The sequence below is a fragment of the Burkholderia sp. BCC1999 genome (assembly GCF_905339975.1).
Classification (GTDB): domain Bacteria; phylum Pseudomonadota; class Gammaproteobacteria; order Burkholderiales; family Burkholderiaceae; genus Burkholderia.
This window is the reverse complement of the sequence record NZ_CAJPHP010000034.1, coordinates 1-14,937: the sequence shown is the minus strand read 5'-3', so window position 1 is coordinate 14,937 and position 14,937 is coordinate 1. Positions and strand designations below refer to the sequence as shown.

The window sequence follows — 14,937 nt, the reverse complement described above, 5'->3', positions numbered from 1 at the left end:
GCCTCGAGCAACGCAAATGCGACTCTGCCGTGGTCTGCACGGACTGCGCGTTCTGCCCTATCTGGCTCACAATATATGCGGCCACCTGATTTCGCTCAGAACTTCCTTCACGAAATGGGATTTCAATATAGGCCCGCGCGCGCACGCATTCAAGGTTCCGGCGATTGAAACTTGCGATTGCAGGCGACGCTTCAATGACAAAACAAATTTGCGTCGTCGCGCGCACCGTGTTCAGGTCGCCGAAACATCGGCCGCGGCTTCCTTCTTCGCGCGCTCGGGACAACCGGGCTCCTTGTACGCGCCATGATCGAGCTTCTCGACCAGATAGTCGACGAACGCACGCACCGCGGGCGGCATCCCCTGCCGCGACACGAACACCGCATACAACTGCGGCACCGGCAGCGTCCAGCCCGGCATCACGGGCGACAGTTGCCCCGCACGCAGCGCGTTGCCGTACATCATCTCCGGCAGCGCCGCGATGCCGAGGCCGTCAAGCACGGCCTCGCGGATCGTCATCAGGTCGGCCGTCACGAGCCGCGGGTCGTGCTCGTGCACATGGCGCGTCCCGTCCGGCGCGATCAGGTTGAATACATGCCGCCCGTCGACGCTCGGCGTATCGAGCGTCTCGAAGCCGGTCAGGTCGTCCGGCACCAGCGGCGGCGCATTCTGGCTCAGCAGGCTCGGCGCACCGACCAGCATCTGCTCGGTACGCCATAGCGGCCGTACGACGATGTTGGCGTTCTGTGGCGGCTCCGAGCGCACGCGCAGCGCGACGTCGATCGAATCCTCGAACAGGTCGATCACGCGATTCGTCACGCGGACGTGCACCTTCACCTCGGGATAACGACGCAGGAATTCGGGCAGGATGCGCGACAGCATCGTCTGCGACAGCGTGACGGGCACGCTGACCCGCACCGAGCCGCGCGGCGACGCACGCAACTGCTGCACCGCGTTCATCGCGGCCTGCGCTTCGGCCAGCATCGCCTGGCAATGCTGGTAGAACAGCTCTCCCGCTTCGGTCAGCGCGAGCTTGCGCGTCGAGCGCTGCAGCAGGCGCACGCCAAGCGCCGCCTCGAGCTCGGTCAGGCGCCGCGACAGGCGCGATTTCGAGATGCCCAGCACGCGCTCCGCGGCCGAGAAACCGCCATGTTCGACGACCTGCGAAAAGTACATCAGGTCGTTCAGGTTATGTGCATCGATATTCATCTCATCGTTCCAATTTCAGAACAATCCATTGCGAACCGCCGCAAATCGAACGGTAAAACGCCCAATATAATAGCGCTATGTTTCAAAAATAACGCTATTCCGACGATTTCGAGGGCTTCCCCATGACGACCGCTCGCTCGCTTGACCGTATCTACCCCGCCCTTCGCACGACCGAAGGCGGCGGCTTTGTGGTTCACCGTCCGTTCCCGACCCGGCTGCTGATGGACTTCGATCCGTTCCTGCTGCTCGACGAAATGGGCCCCGTCGACTACGCGCCCGGCGAAGCCGTGGGCGCACCCGACCACCCGCATCGCGGCTTCGAGACCGTGACGTATGCGCTCGACGGCCGCTTCCGCCATCGCGATTCGTCCGGCCATGCAGGCACGCTCGGCCCGGGCGACGTGCAGTGGATGACGGCCGGCGCCGGCGTCGTGCACAGCGAGATGCCCGATCCCGCGTTTGCGCAGACGGGCGGCCGCTCGCACGGCTTTCAGCTGTGGGTCAACCTGCCGCGCCGCGACAAGATGATCGCACCGCGCTACCAGGAGATTCCGGCCGACCGCATCCCGACCGCGACGTCGCCGGACGGCCGCGCACGCGTGCGCGTGATCGCCGGCGAAGCGTTCGGCGTCCACGCCGCGATCGAGACGCGCACACCGATCCTCTACCAGCATTTCACGCTGGAGCCCGGCGCAACGGTCACGCAGCCCGTGCCGGCCGGTTATCGCGTGTTTGCCTATCCGATCGACGGAACGGGCCTCTACGGGCCCGACAGGCAGGCTGTCGACGCGCGACACATGATCGTCTACGGCGACGACGGCGACACGGTCACGTTCGCCGCCGGCGACTCGCCGCTCGACCTGCTGCTGATCGGCGGCGTGCCGCTCAACGAGCCGATCGTCCGCTACGGCCCGTTCGTGATGAATACCGAGGAAGAGATCCGGCAGGCCGTCGTCGACTACCAGACGGGCCGCATGGGCCGCATCGAAGCATGAAGCCCGATCGGGGGCGGCAGGTGCCGCGAAACGCGTGGTTTTGCGTCACAATGCCTTCTTGAACCATGTGGCCACCCGCCACCAGAAGGAACCCGTCCCCTTGAACTTCGAACATCTGATCCAGATCAACGCCGACGATCCGTCAGTACCGACCCTCACCCGCGACCAGCTCTGGGAGGGTCTCGTACTGCGCGCCGAACAGCCGCAACTGTTCGTGCTCGGCCTCGACAGCTGCGTCGTCCTCGAACGGACGGACACGACGCTCGAGCGTGAACTGCACTACGGCCATGCGACCGTGCGCGATCACGTGACGTTCACGCCGAACCAGCAGGTTCGCTACGACATCCGCGCGGCCGATGGCGAGATCGGCGGTTCGCTGACGATGACGATCGAGGAACGCGACGACCACGAACTGTTCCTGCGTTTCGAGTACCGCACCACGCTGACCGTTACCGACGACAGCGAAGATGCGCGACAGACGCACGGGATCGTCAAGGAGGCCTACCGCACGTCGGACATCGACACGGTCCGCCTGATCCGCGAATACGCCCAGGGCCGCAAGGACCCCGATCCGCTGCACTGACCCCGACGGCGGCCTGCAGGCCGCCATTTGATTCAAGCTATCAGGTCTGACGTTTCGATCGATAAAGATTTTTTGTAAATGGGAATAGTTATCATTTAGAATTCATTCCATCGTATCGACAGTCACCGATCAAACCGAATGACCGACACCATGCGCCCGACCACGCTGACTCTGCACCGCACGACCGGCACCGCAGCCAGCAGCCGTCAGAAGACGGCAGCGGTCACCACGCCGGCGAAGCCCGCCGGCAACCGCGATGCAGGCACGCGGGTCGTCAACAGCGACGCGCTGTTGCAAGGTCAAAGCCACATCAGCATCGCGCATAACGGAGAGACGTATCAGTTGCGCGCCACGCGGCTCGGCAAACTGATCCTGACGAAGTAAGACAGAGTATTGTGGGGACCACCTCCCTGAGAGGTGTTGGGCAGTAGCCAGCGTAACGGCTTGCACGCGAGATCTAGACCCCTTCGTGCAAACACACTCAAGCAGCCGTTGCAGCAAGCCAAGCCACTTTTTTTGGTTCTCGCACAAGGTAGAAAAAAAGCGGCACGTCGAAGGACGTGCCGCTTTTTTGTTTGCGCGGTCAATGCGGAAGGCATGCCGCTTACATACGTTGGTGCGCTGTTGCATGCGGCCGAAGCCGCATGCATGCAAGACGCTTCAGAAGCCCCAGAACATCAGCCACCATGCGCTGTCGACGACGGCCAACCCAGCGGCAAACAATGCGAATGCCGCGAGCCGGCGCGGCCACGCCGCATAGCGCCCCGTCACCTTCCACGCGAGCCACGCACTCCATGCATTGGCGCCGACCAGGATCGCGATGCGCACATCGGTCGCCCAGCCGAGCGGCACATGCTCCGCGCGCAGCAGCGACAGCGTCGTGGCCGACAGGCCAAGGAAAACGCCAGCGCCCGCGATCGGGATCAGCGCCTGCGCAAGATGATGCAGCCGCACGCGATCGAAGCGGCCGAGCATCAGCGTGGCACCGGCCAGCAGTACCAGCAGCGCCGTGCCGTACACGAGCCCCGTACCGACGATGTAGCTGACGATCAGCCCGCCGTCGAGCCACGAAAACACGTCGTTGCGATCCGGATAGTGCGTGAGCAGGAACCACGGCGCATTCGTTTCGAGCGGCCACGTGATGTCGTGGTCGATCAGCCAGCCCGCGAGCCATTGCTTGATCTGTACGAACCACGGGCTGACGGTCCAGTGGAAAGCACCGATCGCGACGCCAAGCAGGCCGTACAGGATCAGCGCGGTGTCCCACGGGTTCGCCTTTTGCGCACCGAGGTTCACGACTTCATCGGACGGCGAGCGCAACGACAACGAGATCGCATCGCGGTGCCCGCTGCAGCGGCCGCACATATGGCAGTCCGCCGCGCCCTTCATGCTGCGCAACGGCACGAGCGGCGCGCAGTTGATCGGAATCACGCGATGGCCGTGCTCGCCGTTCTTGTACGAACGGCGCCACGCATCCTCGTCGACCTTGTAGCGCATCGGCGCGAGCCGCGCGAGCAGCCCGAACACGCCGTTGACCGGGCACAGGTACTTGCACCACACGCGCTTCTCGCGGCCGTACAGCACACCGATCACGATCGCGCCGACGGTCGACCCGCCGAGCACGAACAGCACCGCGAGCGGGTACTGGTACACGCTCACCATCTGCCCGTAGATCGTCGTGATCCCGAAGGCGACGAACGGCCAGCCGCCCCACCGGATCCAGCGCGGAATCGGACCACCGCGACCGAACTTGCTCGCGTATTCGGTAAGTGCGCCTTCCGGGCACAGCACGCCGCACCACACGCGGCCGAGCATCACCATCGACAGCAGCACGAACGGCCACCAGATGCCCCAGAACGCGAACTGCGCGATCAGCGTGAGGTTGCTCCACAGATGCGCGGAATCGTCCGGCAGCGGCAACACCGCCGGGACGATGATCAGGAATGCGTAGACCGCGACGACGATCCACTGGATGCCGCGGATCAGCGCGCCGTGGCGCTGCATCCACTGGCCGGCCTGTGCGAGCCAGCCCGGCTTGGCTGCGGCGACCACGCTCATGCCGCGCGGCCTGCAGCAACGGCCGGACGACGGCTCGCGCGCTTCATCAGCAACCACACGACCGCCCAGTACACCGCATAGGCGACCAGGTTGGTCAGCGCCGGGTGCGCACGATAGCCGGTCAGCGTTGCAATGAGCGAGCCGAACGTGCCCGAATCATCGAGGATCGCGGACGTATCCCACACCTGCGAAATGCCGAGCGGCAGGATTTCCTTGTCGATCAGCTTGTCGACACCCGTCTGGAACAAGCCCGCGCCGAGGAACAGCAGCATCACTTCGGTGACACGGAAGAAGTGCCGCCACGAGAAGTACTTGCCGCCGAGCTGCAGCAGATAGAACGTGAAGAACGCCAGGCCGAGACCGATCAGGACCGCAAGCATCTGGCTGCCGTCGACGTGACCCGACTGACCGAAACCGAGGCCGTACAGGAAGATCACCGTCTCGCTGCCTTCGCGCGCGATTGCAAGCGCAACCAGCACGGCGACGCCCCACCAGTTCGAATCGCGCGTACTCTGCTGCAGCGATTGCTCCATGTCGCGCTTCAGCGTGCGGCCGTGCCGGCGCATCCACAGCACCATCTGCACGATCAGCACGCATGCGATCAGCACCATCGCGGTCTGGAAGTAGTCCTGCGCGTCGCCGGACAGCACTTCGGTGAAACCGACCAGCGCGGCGCCGAGGCCCACGGCCATCAGCAAGCCGACACCGACGCCGGCCCACAGGAAAGGCAGGCCGCGGCGCGCGTCGTCGTCGCCGTTTTTCAGCCATGCATAGAGAATGCCGACGACGAGCAGCGCTTCGACGCTCTCCCGCCAGACGATGAACAAGATCTGACCCATCGATACCTCCTGACGCGCGGGGCAAGGGATTTGTGCGCCCGCACGCAGATAAAACGCGTTACTTCGCGACGATCACGCCCTGTGCCTGCTGGTGGAAATCGTCGAAAAACTTGTATTCGCCCGGCGACAGCGGAGCGACGACCACGAACGAATCGGCGCCCGGTGCGAGCACCTTCTCCTTGCGCAGCTGCACGCTCTCGAATTCGGCGGCGCCCTTGCCGGTGTTCTTGATCTCGATCTTGAAACGCTGGCCGGCCGGCACTTCGATGCGGGCGGGATTCAGCTTGCCGTCCGTCATCTCGAGCTTGAACGTCGGCAGGTCGGCGGCGTGTGCTGCGCCGGCAAGCCACAACGCAGCGGCTGCGGCAACGATTTTCTGGGGAATTTTCATTCTGGGTTCTCTACGCCGACGGCGCGCCGAAGCGCGCCGTTCGTGATGCCACCGATCAGTAACCGCCCTTCTTGCCGATGCCGGCGAACGGGAAGTCGTACTCGAGCGTAACGGGCTTGAACCATGCGCCCACGCCCGTTTCCTTGTCGATGTGGCGACCGAATGCCATGTGGCCCGACTGCATCGGCGGCTTGACGACCATCGTCAGGTGATACTTGCCCGGGCCGTTCAGCTTCACGTTGTCGCCATAGTGCGGGCCGTCGCTCGCGACCATGCCCATCAGGTCGCCTTCAGCCTTCCACTTCGTGTCGCCCTGCTTCGTCAGCTTGTACGTGACCTGCAGGTACGGCATCCAGTCGCCTTCCGCGAAACCCGTCGGGTTGTTCTTGACCGCATGAATGTCGGCCTCGAGGTGGATGTCGGAATCCGACGCCTTGCGCATCATCCCTTCCGGATCCATCGTGATCGGCTGCAGGTACACCGCGCCGATTTCCATGCCGCCCTGGATCTGCTGCTTGCCGATCGGATATTCGGCAGCCGAGGCCGACATCGCGGCAAGCGCCGCCGCTACCGCAACCGTCGTGCGGATGAACGAAGAACCCAACATGGACACTCCTTGTTATTTGTCTGACTATCTTGACGACACGCGGGCCGTCGCCGGGGCCGCCCGCTGGAAACACTAACGCGACGAAGAACGTTAATGCGAACAATTCTCAATAATTGCGAAGTTTAGCACCGAACCCGTTTCGGAACAAACGAAGGGCCGTGTAAAACCCTGATCCGACAAGGCTTACAGGCTCGTTACCAACCCGTTTCGGTGACGCTTGGAAAGATTTACCGGCCGCCGCTGATGTGATCGCCGACGTTCGCGCCGAACACGCGCTCGCGCAGCACGGCGAGTTGGTCGCGCGTCGCGGCGGCCTTCTCGAACTCGAGGTTCTTCGCGTAGTCGGCCATCTGCTTCTCGAGACGCTTGATTTCCTTCGCGAGCTGCTTTTCCGACATGTCCTCGAATTTCGCGCGCTGCTGCGCTTCCTTCAGCTCCGCGCGCGCCTCGTCCGCGTTGTAGACGCCGTCGATGATGTCCTTGATGCGCTTCACGACGCCGCGTGGCGTGATGCCCATCTGTTCGTTGTAGGCCATCTGCTTCGCGCGGCGCCGCTCGGTTTCGCCGATCGCGCGCTTCATCGAATCGGTCATGTTGTCGGCGTAGAGGATCGCCTTGCCGTTCACGTTCCGCGCGGCGCGGCCGATCGTCTGGATCAGCGAGCGCTCGGCGCGCAGGAAGCCTTCCTTGTCCGCGTCGAGGATCGCGACGAGCGACACTTCCGGAATGTCGAGGCCTTCACGCAGCAGGTTGATCCCGACCAGCACGTCGAACGTGCCGAGCCGCAGGTCGCGGATGATCTCGACGCGCTCGACCGTGTCGATGTCGCTGTGCAGGTAACGCACCTTGACGCCGTGGTCGGCGAGGAACTCGGTGAGCTGTTCGGCCATGCGCTTGGTCAGCACGGTGATCAGCACGCGCTCGCCGGCCTTCACGCGCTCGTTGATCTCGGTCAGCACGTCGTCGACCTGCGAGCTCGCCGGCCGCACCTCGATTTCCGGATCGACGAGGCCCGTCGGCCGCACGACCTGCTCGGCGATCTGCCCCGTCACGCGCTTCTCGTAATCGGCCGGCGTGGCCGACACGAACACGACCTGGCGCATCTTGCGCTCGAACTCGGGGAACTTTAGCGGCCGGTTGTCGAGCGCCGACGGCAGGCGGAACCCGTAATTGACGAGGTTTTCCTTGCGCGCGCGGTCGCCGTTGTACATGCCGTTCAGCTGGCCGATCAGCACGTGCGATTCGTCCAGCAGCATCAGCGCATCGGGCGGCAGGTAGTCGACGAGCGTCGGCGGCGGATCGCCGGGCTCCGCCCCCGAGAAATGCCGCGAGTAGTTCTCGATGCCCTTGCAGAAGCCGAGCTCCTGCAGCATCTCGAGATCGAAACGCGTGCGCTGTTCGAGGCGCTGCGCCTCGACGAGCTTGCCGTCGCGATGGAAAAACTCGAGGCGTTCGCGCAATTCGTCCTTGATCGTCTCGACCGCCCGCATCACGGTGTCGCGCGGCGTCACGTAGTGCGACGACGGATACACGGTGAAGCGCGGAATCTTCTGCCGCACGCGCCCCGTCAGCGGGTCGAACAGCTGCAGCGTCTCGACCTCGTCGTCGAACAGTTCGACGCGCACGGCCATTTCCGCGTGTTCGGCCGGGAAGATGTCGATCGTGTCGCCGCGCACGCGGAACGTGCCGCGCTGGAAATCCTGCTCGTTGCGCGTGTACTGCATCGCGATCAGCCGTGCGATCACGTCGCGCTGGCCGAGCTTGTCGCCGGCGCGCAGCGTCAGGATCATCTGGTGGTATTCCGACGGGTTGCCGATACCGTAGATCGCCGACACCGTCGCGACGATCACCACGTCGCGGCGCTCCATCAGGCTCTTCGTCGCCGACAGCCGCATCTGCTCGATGTGCTCGTTGATCGACGAATCCTTCTCGATGAACAGGTCGCGCTGCGGCACATAGGCCTCAGGCTGGTAGTAGTCGTAGTACGAGACGAAGTACTCGACCGCGTTGCGCGGGAAGAACTCGCGGAATTCCGCATAGAGCTGCGCCGCGAGCGTCTTGTTCGGCGCGAACACGATGGCCGGGCGGCCGAGCCGCGCGATCGTGTTGGCCATCGTGAAGGTCTTGCCCGACCCCGTCACGCCGAGCAGCGTCTGGAAGGCAAGGCCATCGCCGACGCCTTCGACGAGCGTCTCGATCGCGGTCGGCTGGTCGCCCGCGGGCAGATACGGCTGATACAGCTGGAACGGCGACCCTTCGAAGGTGACGAATTTGGATTCGTCGAGCGCGTCGCCGACTTCGGCATGATGTTCGGACATGGAATGCGGCCGGAGCAAGGGCAAAGAAAGCATTCTAGCGCTTCGCGGCGTCCCGAACTGCTGTCGGCTCCTGACGCACGGCGGCCGGCCGAAATCGCGATTCGCCGCCGAATCGCCCGCCCCCGCCAGCGCGAATTCGCTACAATATCAGGCTGCTGCGCTTTCCGGCGTCGCGCCGTTGGCGCGCGGTCCGCTGCGCCCGCCCCGCCGGCTGAAAGCCTGACCCTCTTTTCACTACTGCCGAATCATCATGTCGCTCTTCTCCGCTGTCCAGCTTGCTCCCCGCGACCCGATCCTGGGCCTGAACGAAGCCTTCAACGCCGATGCGCGTCCGACCAAGGTCAACCTCGGCGTCGGCGTGTACACGAACGAAGAAGGCAAGATTCCGCTGCTGCGCGCGGTGCGCGAAGCCGAGAAGGTGCGTGTCGAGGCCGGCCTGCCGCGCGGCTACTTGCCGATCGACGGGATCGCCGCCTACGATGCGGCCGTGCAGAAGCTGCTGCTCGGCAACGATTCGCCGCTGATCGCGGCGGGCCGCGTGGTCACGGCCCAGGCACTGGGCGGCACGGGCGCGCTGAAGATCGGCGCCGATTTCCTGCGCACCGTGAACCCGAACGTGAAGGTCGCGATCAGCGATCCGAGCTGGGAAAACCACCGCGCGCTGTTCGAAGCTGCCGGTTTCGAAGTGGTCGCGTACCCGTACTACGACGCGGCCACCAACGGCGTGAACTTCGAAGGCATGCTGTCGGCGCTAAACGGCTACGAAGCCGGCACGGTCGTCGTGCTGCACGCGTGCTGCCACAACCCGACCGGCGTGGATCTCACCGAAGCGCAATGGCAACAGGTCGTCGACGTCGTGAAGGCGCGCAACCTCGTGCCGTTCCTCGACATGGCGTATCAGGGCTTCGGCGAGAACATCGAGGCCGATGCCGCTGCCGTGCGTCTGTTTGCCGCGGCCGACCTGAACGCGTTCGTGTCGTCGTCGTTCTCGAAGTCGTTCTCGCTGTACGGCGAGCGCGTCGGCGCGCTGTCGATCATCACGTCGAGCAAGGAAGAAGCGACGCGCGTGCTGTCGCAGCTGAAGCGCGTGATCCGCACGAACTACTCGAACCCGCCGACCCATGGCGGCGCCGTCGTCGCAGCCGTGCTCGCATCGCCGGAACTGCACGCTTCGTGGGTGCAGGAACTCGGCGAGATGCGCGATCGCATCCGCGCGATGCGCAATGGTCTCGTCGAGCGCCTGAAGGCAAGCGGCGTCGATCGCGATTTCAGCTTCATCAACGCGCAGCGCGGGATGTTCTCGTATTCGGGCCTGACCTCGGCACAGGTCGATCGCCTGCGCGACGAGTTCGGCATCTATGCAGTCGGCACGGGCCGGATCTGCGTTGCTGCGCTGAACATGCGTAACCTCGACGCCGTCGCCATTGCAGTCGCAGCCGTCCTGAAGTAATACGGCGTCGGGTGGCGGCCGTCACCGGCCGCGCCCTGCCGACATGAAAAACGCGCTCCACGGAGCGCGTTTTTTTATTGCCGTTCGCCGGCGGGCAGCTACGCCGCCCGCGCCCGCGTTACTGCATGAACCAGCCGTGGCTGACGACGACCGACTGGCCCGTGAGCGCGGCGCTCGGGAACGCCGACAGGAACAGCACCGTCTGCGCGACGTCCTGCACCGTCGTGAACACGCCGTCGACCGTGTTGCCGAGCATCACCTTCTTGATCACTTCTTCCTCGCTGATGCCGAGTTCCTTCGCCTGTTCCGGAATCTGCTTGTCGACCAGCGGCGTGCGCACGAAGCCCGGACACACGACATGCGAGCGCACGTTGTGCTTCGCGCCTTCCTTCGCCAGCACGCGGGCGAGGCCCAGCAGGCCGTGCTTGGCCGTCACGTACGCCGACTTCAGCGGCGACGCTTCGTGCGAGTGCACCGAACCCATGTAGATCACGACGCCGCCGCGATCGTCCTTGTACATGTGCTTGAGCGCGGCCTTCGTCGTCAGGAACGCGCCGTCGACGTGGATCGCCTGCATCTTCTTCCAGTCGGAGAATGAATAGTTCTCGATCGGGTTGACGATCTGGATGCCCGCGTTCGACACGAGGATGTCGACCGAGCCGAATGCTTCGGCCACCTTGTCGATGCCGCTGTTCACGGCGTCCTCGTTCGTCACGTCCATCGCGACACCGATCGCCTTGCCGCCCGCCTTGATGATCTCGTCGGCGACCGCGTTCGCGCCGTCCTGGTTCAGGTCGGCGATCGCCACGGCCGCGCCCGCCTTGGCGAGCTCGAGTGCGATTTCCTTGCCGATGCCGCTCGCGGCGCCCGTGACGACTGCGGTCTTGCCGTTCAGATCTGCTGCCATGTCCGTCTCCTCCCGTTATCGGATCGAAAAAGTACGTGCCCGCCACCTCGGCGTTCGTCGCATGATCGACGCGGCGGGCCAGCCGTCATTGTGCACGATCGGCCCCGCCGTTCGCGCGCAAAACGTCTAAGCTTAAGGTCGGCTCTGTCACGCAGGAGATTCGCATGCACTATCGACGGCTAGGCCGCTCCGGCCTGCAGATCAGCGCGCTTTCGCTCGGCTCGTGGGTCACCTACGGCAACCAGGTCGACCAGCGGGTCGCGCGCGAATGCCTCGCCGCGGCGCGCGACGCGGGCGTCAATTTCTTCGACAACGCCGAGGTCTACGCCGGCGGCAAATCCGAGGAAATCATGGGCCACGCGCTCAAGTCGCTCGACTGGCCGCGCGTCAGCTACATCGTGTCGACGAAGTTCTTTTGGGGGCTCGCGGAAGCACCGAACCAGTATCACACGCTGAACCGGAAATACCTGTTGAACGCCATCGACAGCTCGCTACGCCGGCTCCAGCTCGACTATGTCGACCTCGTCTATTGCCATCGCCCCGATCCGAACACGCCGATCGAGGAAACCGTCTGGGCGATGAGCGACATGATCGCGCGCGGCAAGGCGCTGTACTGGGGCACGTCGGAATGGAGCGCCGACGAGATCCGTGCCGCGTGCGAGATCGCCGAGCGGCACCACCTGCGCAAGCCCGTCGTCGAACAACCGCAGTACAACCTGTTCCACCGCACGCGGGTCGAGCAGGAATATGCGCGGCTCTACGATGACTACGGTCTCGGCCTCACCACCTGGAGCCCGCTGGCGTCGGGCCTGCTCACCGGCAAATACCGCAACGGCGTGCCGCCCGGCAGCCGCGCGCAGTTGCAGGGTTACGACTGGATGCGCGACCGCCTGACCGATCAGGCGGCCAACGACATCGTCGAGCGGCTCGGCGGGATCGCAGCCGAACTCGGCTGCAGCACGGGCCAGCTCGCGATCGCGTGGGTACTCGCGAATCCGCACGTGAGTTCGGTCATCACGGGCGCGTCGCGGATCGAGCAGATCGGCGACAACATGCGCGCACTCGACGTTGTGGCGAAGCTGACACCGGACGTGAAGCAACGCATCGAGGAGGTGGTCGGCGACGCATACGAATAAGGCGATGCGCGGCCACTCGCGTACAATACGCGGCCGCATCGGCGCCCGGCTTGACGGCCGCGCACGATCGACCGCTTTCATCGATTCACCTTTCGTTTCAGGCAGCCCGCCATGCTCAGTTATCGTCACGGTTTTCACGCAGGCAACCACGCGGACGTGCTCAAGCACGCCGTCGTCGTCCAGCTGCTGCGCTACCTGAACAAGAAAGACAAGTCGTACTGGTACATCGACACGCACGCAGGCGCTGGCGTGTACTCGTTGCGCGACGGCTACGCGGCGAAGACGTCGGAATTCGACACCGGCATCGGCCGACTGTGGAACGAGAAGAACCTGCCGGAAGCGCTGGGCGAGTATGTCGACGAAGTCCGCGCGCTGAACGACGATGGCGAACTGCGCTTCTATCCGGGTTCGCCGTACATCGCATGGCGATCGATGCGCGAACAGGACCGCATGCGTCTGTTCGAGATGCACACGACCGAAATCGATGTGCTGCGCCACAATTTCCGCGACGCGGGGCGACGCGCGATGATCTTCGCCGGCGACGGCTTCGAAGGGATCAAGGCGCTGCTGCCGCCGCCGCCGCGACGCGCACTCGTGCTGATCGACCCGTCCTACGAGGACAAGAAGGACTACGCGCGCACGGTGAGCTGCGTGACGGAATGTCTGAAGCGATTCGCGACGGGCTGCTATGCGATCTGGTACCCGCAGGTCACGCGGCTCGAGTCGCAGCGCTTTCCCGAACAGTTGAAGCGCCTGCAACCGAACAACTGGCTGCACCTGACGCTGACGGTATCGAATCCGCCGACGGATGGTCTGGGCCTCTACGGCAGCGGAATGTTCATCCTGAATCCACCGTACACGCTCGCGCAGAGCATGAACGAGGCACTACCTTATCTGGTCGAGAGGCTGGGACAGGATAGCGGTGCCCGCTTTCAGATCGAGCAGCGCGGCAACTGATCGGGCGACCGACCGTTACGGCTGCGGTCTCGGTGCGAGCCTCGGCTGGTTGGCTGGCTGCCCGCCCCACGCGGGAACGTTGATGTACGGCGCGACGAACAACGGAACCGACGTGTTCGGCGCCTGACCGGCCGGGGCTCGCATGCCGGCCGGCTCCACGATCGGCTCCGAAGACAGCGGTGCTGTCTGCAACACCAACCCGCCCTTGCCGTCCTGGATGCCGCGCTGCGTATCGAGAACCAGCGGTTTGGACGACGTCGTGGCACTGGCCGCGAGGCCATGGACAAGCACGGCCGCGCCCAGAACGAGACGCGCGCGGGCACTGCGACGCACATCGAGACGCAAACGCATGATCGTGTCCTTCAGGATGACAAGCAGGCCCATACCATAGCGCTGCACTGACGATTTCGCCAGATCCGGCGCACAAAAAACAAAGCCCCGTCAATACGGGGCTTGCTTATCGTTCGGTGCCACACGGCACCTGACGGTGACTCCGATTACAGCGAGTAGCCGTTGGTTTCGAGCGAGCGGATACGGCTCTCGAGCTGGACGATGTCCGACGACGTGGCGAGGTAAGCCTCACGGCGCTCACGTTCAGCGGATTCGAACCAGTTGCTCAGCTTTTCGACGATGTAGGCAATCATGACATTCTCCAAGGAAGAGGGACCCCTGGTGAATCGAAATTCAGGGATTTCCCGTATAGGGTTATCCCGAATTATAGCGATGCCGCACCAAGATGCTAGTGAAATACTTGCATGGAAACCATTCCAAATCGGAATGGACGACCATCGCCCAACCCTAACTTGTTGATTTTCATAGACATTGAATCCGAGGCCGTTTTGAGGCTCGAGTGCACGCACTAATTTGGTTCACTGACAGGGTCGGCCAGGCGCGCCAAAATCGGGCATTCGGGCCGCCCGTCACCATGGCAGTGCGCGGCCAGGTCGGCCAGCGTGTCGCGCATGTCGCTCAGCTCCGCGATGCGTTTGTCGAGTTCGGCCACATGCTCGAGGGCGATCGACTTCACTTCGGCGCTCGCGCGGGAGCGATCCTGCCAGAGCATCAGCAGCTTGCGGATGTCCTCGACCAGAAAGCCAAGCCGCCTGGCCTGACGGATGAAGCGAAGGATATGGATTTCGTCCGCGCCGTAGATCCGGTAGCCAGCGTCGGTCCGCTTGCTCGGTGCAAGAAGGCCAACCTGTTCGTAGTACCGGATCATTTTTGCGCTGACTCCGGATTCGCGCGACGCATCGCCGATATTCATTCCCTGCCCTCTCCATCAAACCCCGGTCTTGACCGTGAACGTCGACGAATGCAATCGCAGACGACACGTCGATCGTATCAAATCACGCGACTTCGTTCCGCGATCGGGGCTGGCAACAGGATTGGAAGGTAGGTAGATCCGGCAAGCGGTGACGAGATGCGAGGAGTCGAGCGCTTTTCTGCCGCCCTCCCTGCATTTCCATCACCGAAATGCAAAAACCCCCGCC

16 protein-coding genes are annotated in these 14,937 nt (G+C 63.9%); 6 read left to right on the top strand and 10 right to left on the bottom strand.

Annotated features, from left to right (window positions below; genetic code table 11):
• Positions 1 to 231: 231 nt before the first annotated feature.
• Entirely contained in the window at positions 232 to 1,206 is a 975-nt protein-coding gene (locus U5809_RS32485; protein ID WP_034190356.1) for a LysR family transcriptional regulator, read from the bottom strand.
• 122 nt (positions 1,207 to 1,328) lie between these two features.
• Between U5809_RS32485 and U5809_RS32480 the strand changes: the two genes are divergently transcribed.
• The 3 genes from U5809_RS32480 (at position 1,329) to hemP (ending at position 3,168) form a co-directional block, all read left to right on the top strand.
• Positions 1,329 to 2,201, top strand: coding sequence for a pirin family protein (locus U5809_RS32480; RefSeq protein ID WP_322089543.1), 873 nt, complete (start codon positions 1,329 to 1,331; stop codon positions 2,199 to 2,201).
• A gap of 100 nt (positions 2,202 to 2,301) precedes the next feature.
• Positions 2,302 to 2,784: an SRPBCC family protein gene (locus tag U5809_RS32475; protein WP_282505606.1), complete on the top strand. Its 483-nt coding sequence runs from the start codon at positions 2,302 to 2,304 to the stop codon at positions 2,782 to 2,784.
• A 138-nt stretch (positions 2,785 to 2,922) separates the two neighbouring features.
• Complete coding sequence (hemP, locus tag U5809_RS32470) at positions 2,923 to 3,168, top strand: hemin uptake protein HemP (RefSeq protein WP_282505607.1); 246 nt, start codon at positions 2,923 to 2,925, stop codon at positions 3,166 to 3,168.
• A gap of 276 nt (positions 3,169 to 3,444) precedes the next feature.
• Here the strand turns inward: hemP and U5809_RS32465 are convergent, their stop codons facing one another.
• The 5 genes from U5809_RS32465 to uvrB all read right to left on the bottom strand — a co-directional run bounded on the left by U5809_RS32465 (position 3,445) and on the right by uvrB (position 8,997).
• Positions 3,445 to 4,842, bottom strand: a complete 1,398-nt coding sequence (locus U5809_RS32465) for a 4Fe-4S binding protein (RefSeq protein ID WP_322089542.1) — start codon at positions 4,840 to 4,842, stop codon at positions 3,445 to 3,447.
• The gene (locus tag U5809_RS32460; RefSeq protein ID WP_282505609.1) at positions 4,839 to 5,681 is read right to left on the bottom strand and encodes an FTR1 family iron permease; all 843 of its coding nucleotides are present in this window, start codon (positions 5,679 to 5,681) and stop codon (positions 4,839 to 4,841) included. The genes U5809_RS32465 and U5809_RS32460 overlap by 4 nt, the downstream gene beginning before the upstream one ends.
• Before the next feature lie 58 nt (positions 5,682 to 5,739).
• On the bottom strand, positions 5,740 to 6,072 hold the full coding sequence (locus tag U5809_RS32455; protein WP_034190351.1) for a cupredoxin domain-containing protein: 333 nt from the start codon (positions 6,070 to 6,072) through the stop codon (positions 5,740 to 5,742).
• A 55-nt stretch (positions 6,073 to 6,127) separates the two neighbouring features.
• Positions 6,128 to 6,679 (bottom strand): iron transporter, encoded by a 552-nt coding sequence (locus U5809_RS32450; protein ID WP_059233631.1) that lies wholly within the window; start codon positions 6,677 to 6,679, stop codon positions 6,128 to 6,130.
• Positions 6,680 to 6,906: 227 nt separating this feature from the next.
• Positions 6,907 to 8,997: an excinuclease ABC subunit UvrB gene (gene uvrB / locus U5809_RS32445; protein ID WP_322089541.1), complete on the bottom strand. Its 2,091-nt coding sequence runs from the start codon at positions 8,995 to 8,997 to the stop codon at positions 6,907 to 6,909.
• A gap of 250 nt (positions 8,998 to 9,247) precedes the next feature.
• Here uvrB and U5809_RS32440 point away from each other — a divergent pair, with 250 nt between their 5' ends.
• Positions 9,248 to 10,447, top strand: a complete 1,200-nt coding sequence (locus U5809_RS32440) for an amino acid aminotransferase (protein ID WP_322089540.1) — start codon at positions 9,248 to 9,250, stop codon at positions 10,445 to 10,447.
• Between the two features lie 118 nt (positions 10,448 to 10,565).
• On the opposite strand, the gene U5809_RS32435 is transcribed toward U5809_RS32440, so the two are convergent.
• A complete protein-coding gene (locus U5809_RS32435) occupies positions 10,566 to 11,354 on the bottom strand; it encodes a 3-hydroxybutyrate dehydrogenase (RefSeq protein ID WP_322089539.1) in 789 nt (262 codons plus the stop codon).
• Between the two features lie 164 nt (positions 11,355 to 11,518).
• On the opposite strand from U5809_RS32435, the gene U5809_RS32430 reads away from it, so the two are divergent.
• Together U5809_RS32430 and U5809_RS32425 are read left to right on the top strand one after the other, a co-directional pair.
• Positions 11,519 to 12,490 carry an aldo/keto reductase gene (locus tag U5809_RS32430; RefSeq protein ID WP_322089538.1) on the top strand — a complete coding sequence of 324 codons (972 nt, stop codon included), beginning with the start codon at positions 11,519 to 11,521 and terminating at the stop codon, positions 12,488 to 12,490.
• A gap of 111 nt (positions 12,491 to 12,601) precedes the next feature.
• Positions 12,602 to 13,447: a 23S rRNA (adenine(2030)-N(6))-methyltransferase RlmJ gene (locus U5809_RS32425; protein ID WP_176051822.1), complete on the top strand. Its 846-nt coding sequence runs from the start codon at positions 12,602 to 12,604 to the stop codon at positions 13,445 to 13,447.
• A 15-nt stretch (positions 13,448 to 13,462) separates the two neighbouring features.
• On the opposite strand, the gene U5809_RS32420 is transcribed toward U5809_RS32425, so the two are convergent.
• The 3 genes from U5809_RS32420 to cueR all read right to left on the bottom strand — a co-directional run bounded on the left by U5809_RS32420 (position 13,463) and on the right by cueR (position 14,711).
• Entirely contained in the window at positions 13,463 to 13,831 is a 369-nt protein-coding gene (locus U5809_RS32420; protein ID WP_415877980.1) for a hypothetical protein, read from the bottom strand.
• A gap of 113 nt (positions 13,832 to 13,944) precedes the next feature.
• Positions 13,945 to 14,091, bottom strand: coding sequence for a DUF3563 family protein (locus tag U5809_RS32415; protein ID WP_006478295.1), 147 nt, complete (start codon positions 14,089 to 14,091; stop codon positions 13,945 to 13,947).
• Between the two features lie 215 nt (positions 14,092 to 14,306).
• Entirely contained in the window at positions 14,307 to 14,711 is a 405-nt protein-coding gene (gene cueR, locus U5809_RS32410; protein ID WP_050018291.1) for a Cu(I)-responsive transcriptional regulator, read from the bottom strand.
• Between the last annotated feature and the right edge of the window lie 226 nt (positions 14,712 to 14,937).

Bases quoted from the DNA above. Each gene is read 5' to 3' on its own strand.
- U5809_RS32485 (WP_034190356.1), bottom strand. From the start codon at position 1,206: ATGAATATCGATGCACATAACCTGAACGACCTGATGTACTTTTCGCAG.
- U5809_RS32480 (WP_322089543.1), top strand. From the start codon at position 1,329: ATGACGACCGCTCGCTCGCTTGACCGTATCTACCCCGCCCTTCGCACG.
- hemP (WP_282505607.1), top strand. From the start codon at position 2,923: ATGACCGACACCATGCGCCCGACCACGCTGACTCTGCACCGCACGACC.
- U5809_RS32465 (WP_322089542.1), bottom strand. From the start codon at position 4,842: ATGAGCGTGGTCGCCGCAGCCAAGCCGGGCTGGCTCGCACAGGCCGGC.
- U5809_RS32460 (WP_282505609.1), bottom strand. From the start codon at position 5,681: ATGGGTCAGATCTTGTTCATCGTCTGGCGGGAGAGCGTCGAAGCGCTG.
- U5809_RS32455 (WP_034190351.1), bottom strand. From the start codon at position 6,072: ATGAAAATTCCCCAGAAAATCGTTGCCGCAGCCGCTGCGTTGTGGCTT.
- U5809_RS32450 (WP_059233631.1), bottom strand. From the start codon at position 6,679: ATGTTGGGTTCTTCGTTCATCCGCACGACGGTTGCGGTAGCGGCGGCG.
- uvrB (WP_322089541.1), bottom strand. From the start codon at position 8,997: ATGTCCGAACATCATGCCGAAGTCGGCGACGCGCTCGACGAATCCAAA.
- U5809_RS32440 (WP_322089540.1), top strand. From the start codon at position 9,248: ATGTCGCTCTTCTCCGCTGTCCAGCTTGCTCCCCGCGACCCGATCCTG.
- U5809_RS32435 (WP_322089539.1), bottom strand. From the start codon at position 11,354: ATGGCAGCAGATCTGAACGGCAAGACCGCAGTCGTCACGGGCGCCGCG.
- U5809_RS32430 (WP_322089538.1), top strand. From the start codon at position 11,519: ATGCACTATCGACGGCTAGGCCGCTCCGGCCTGCAGATCAGCGCGCTT.
- U5809_RS32425 (WP_176051822.1), top strand. From the start codon at position 12,602: ATGCTCAGTTATCGTCACGGTTTTCACGCAGGCAACCACGCGGACGTG.
- U5809_RS32420 (WP_415877980.1), bottom strand. From the start codon at position 13,831: ATGGGCCTGCTTGTCATCCTGAAGGACACGATCATGCGTTTGCGTCTC.
- U5809_RS32415 (WP_006478295.1), bottom strand. From the start codon at position 14,091: ATGATTGCCTACATCGTCGAAAAGCTGAGCAACTGGTTCGAATCCGCT.
- cueR (WP_050018291.1), bottom strand. From the start codon at position 14,711: ATGAATATCGGCGATGCGTCGCGCGAATCCGGAGTCAGCGCAAAAATG.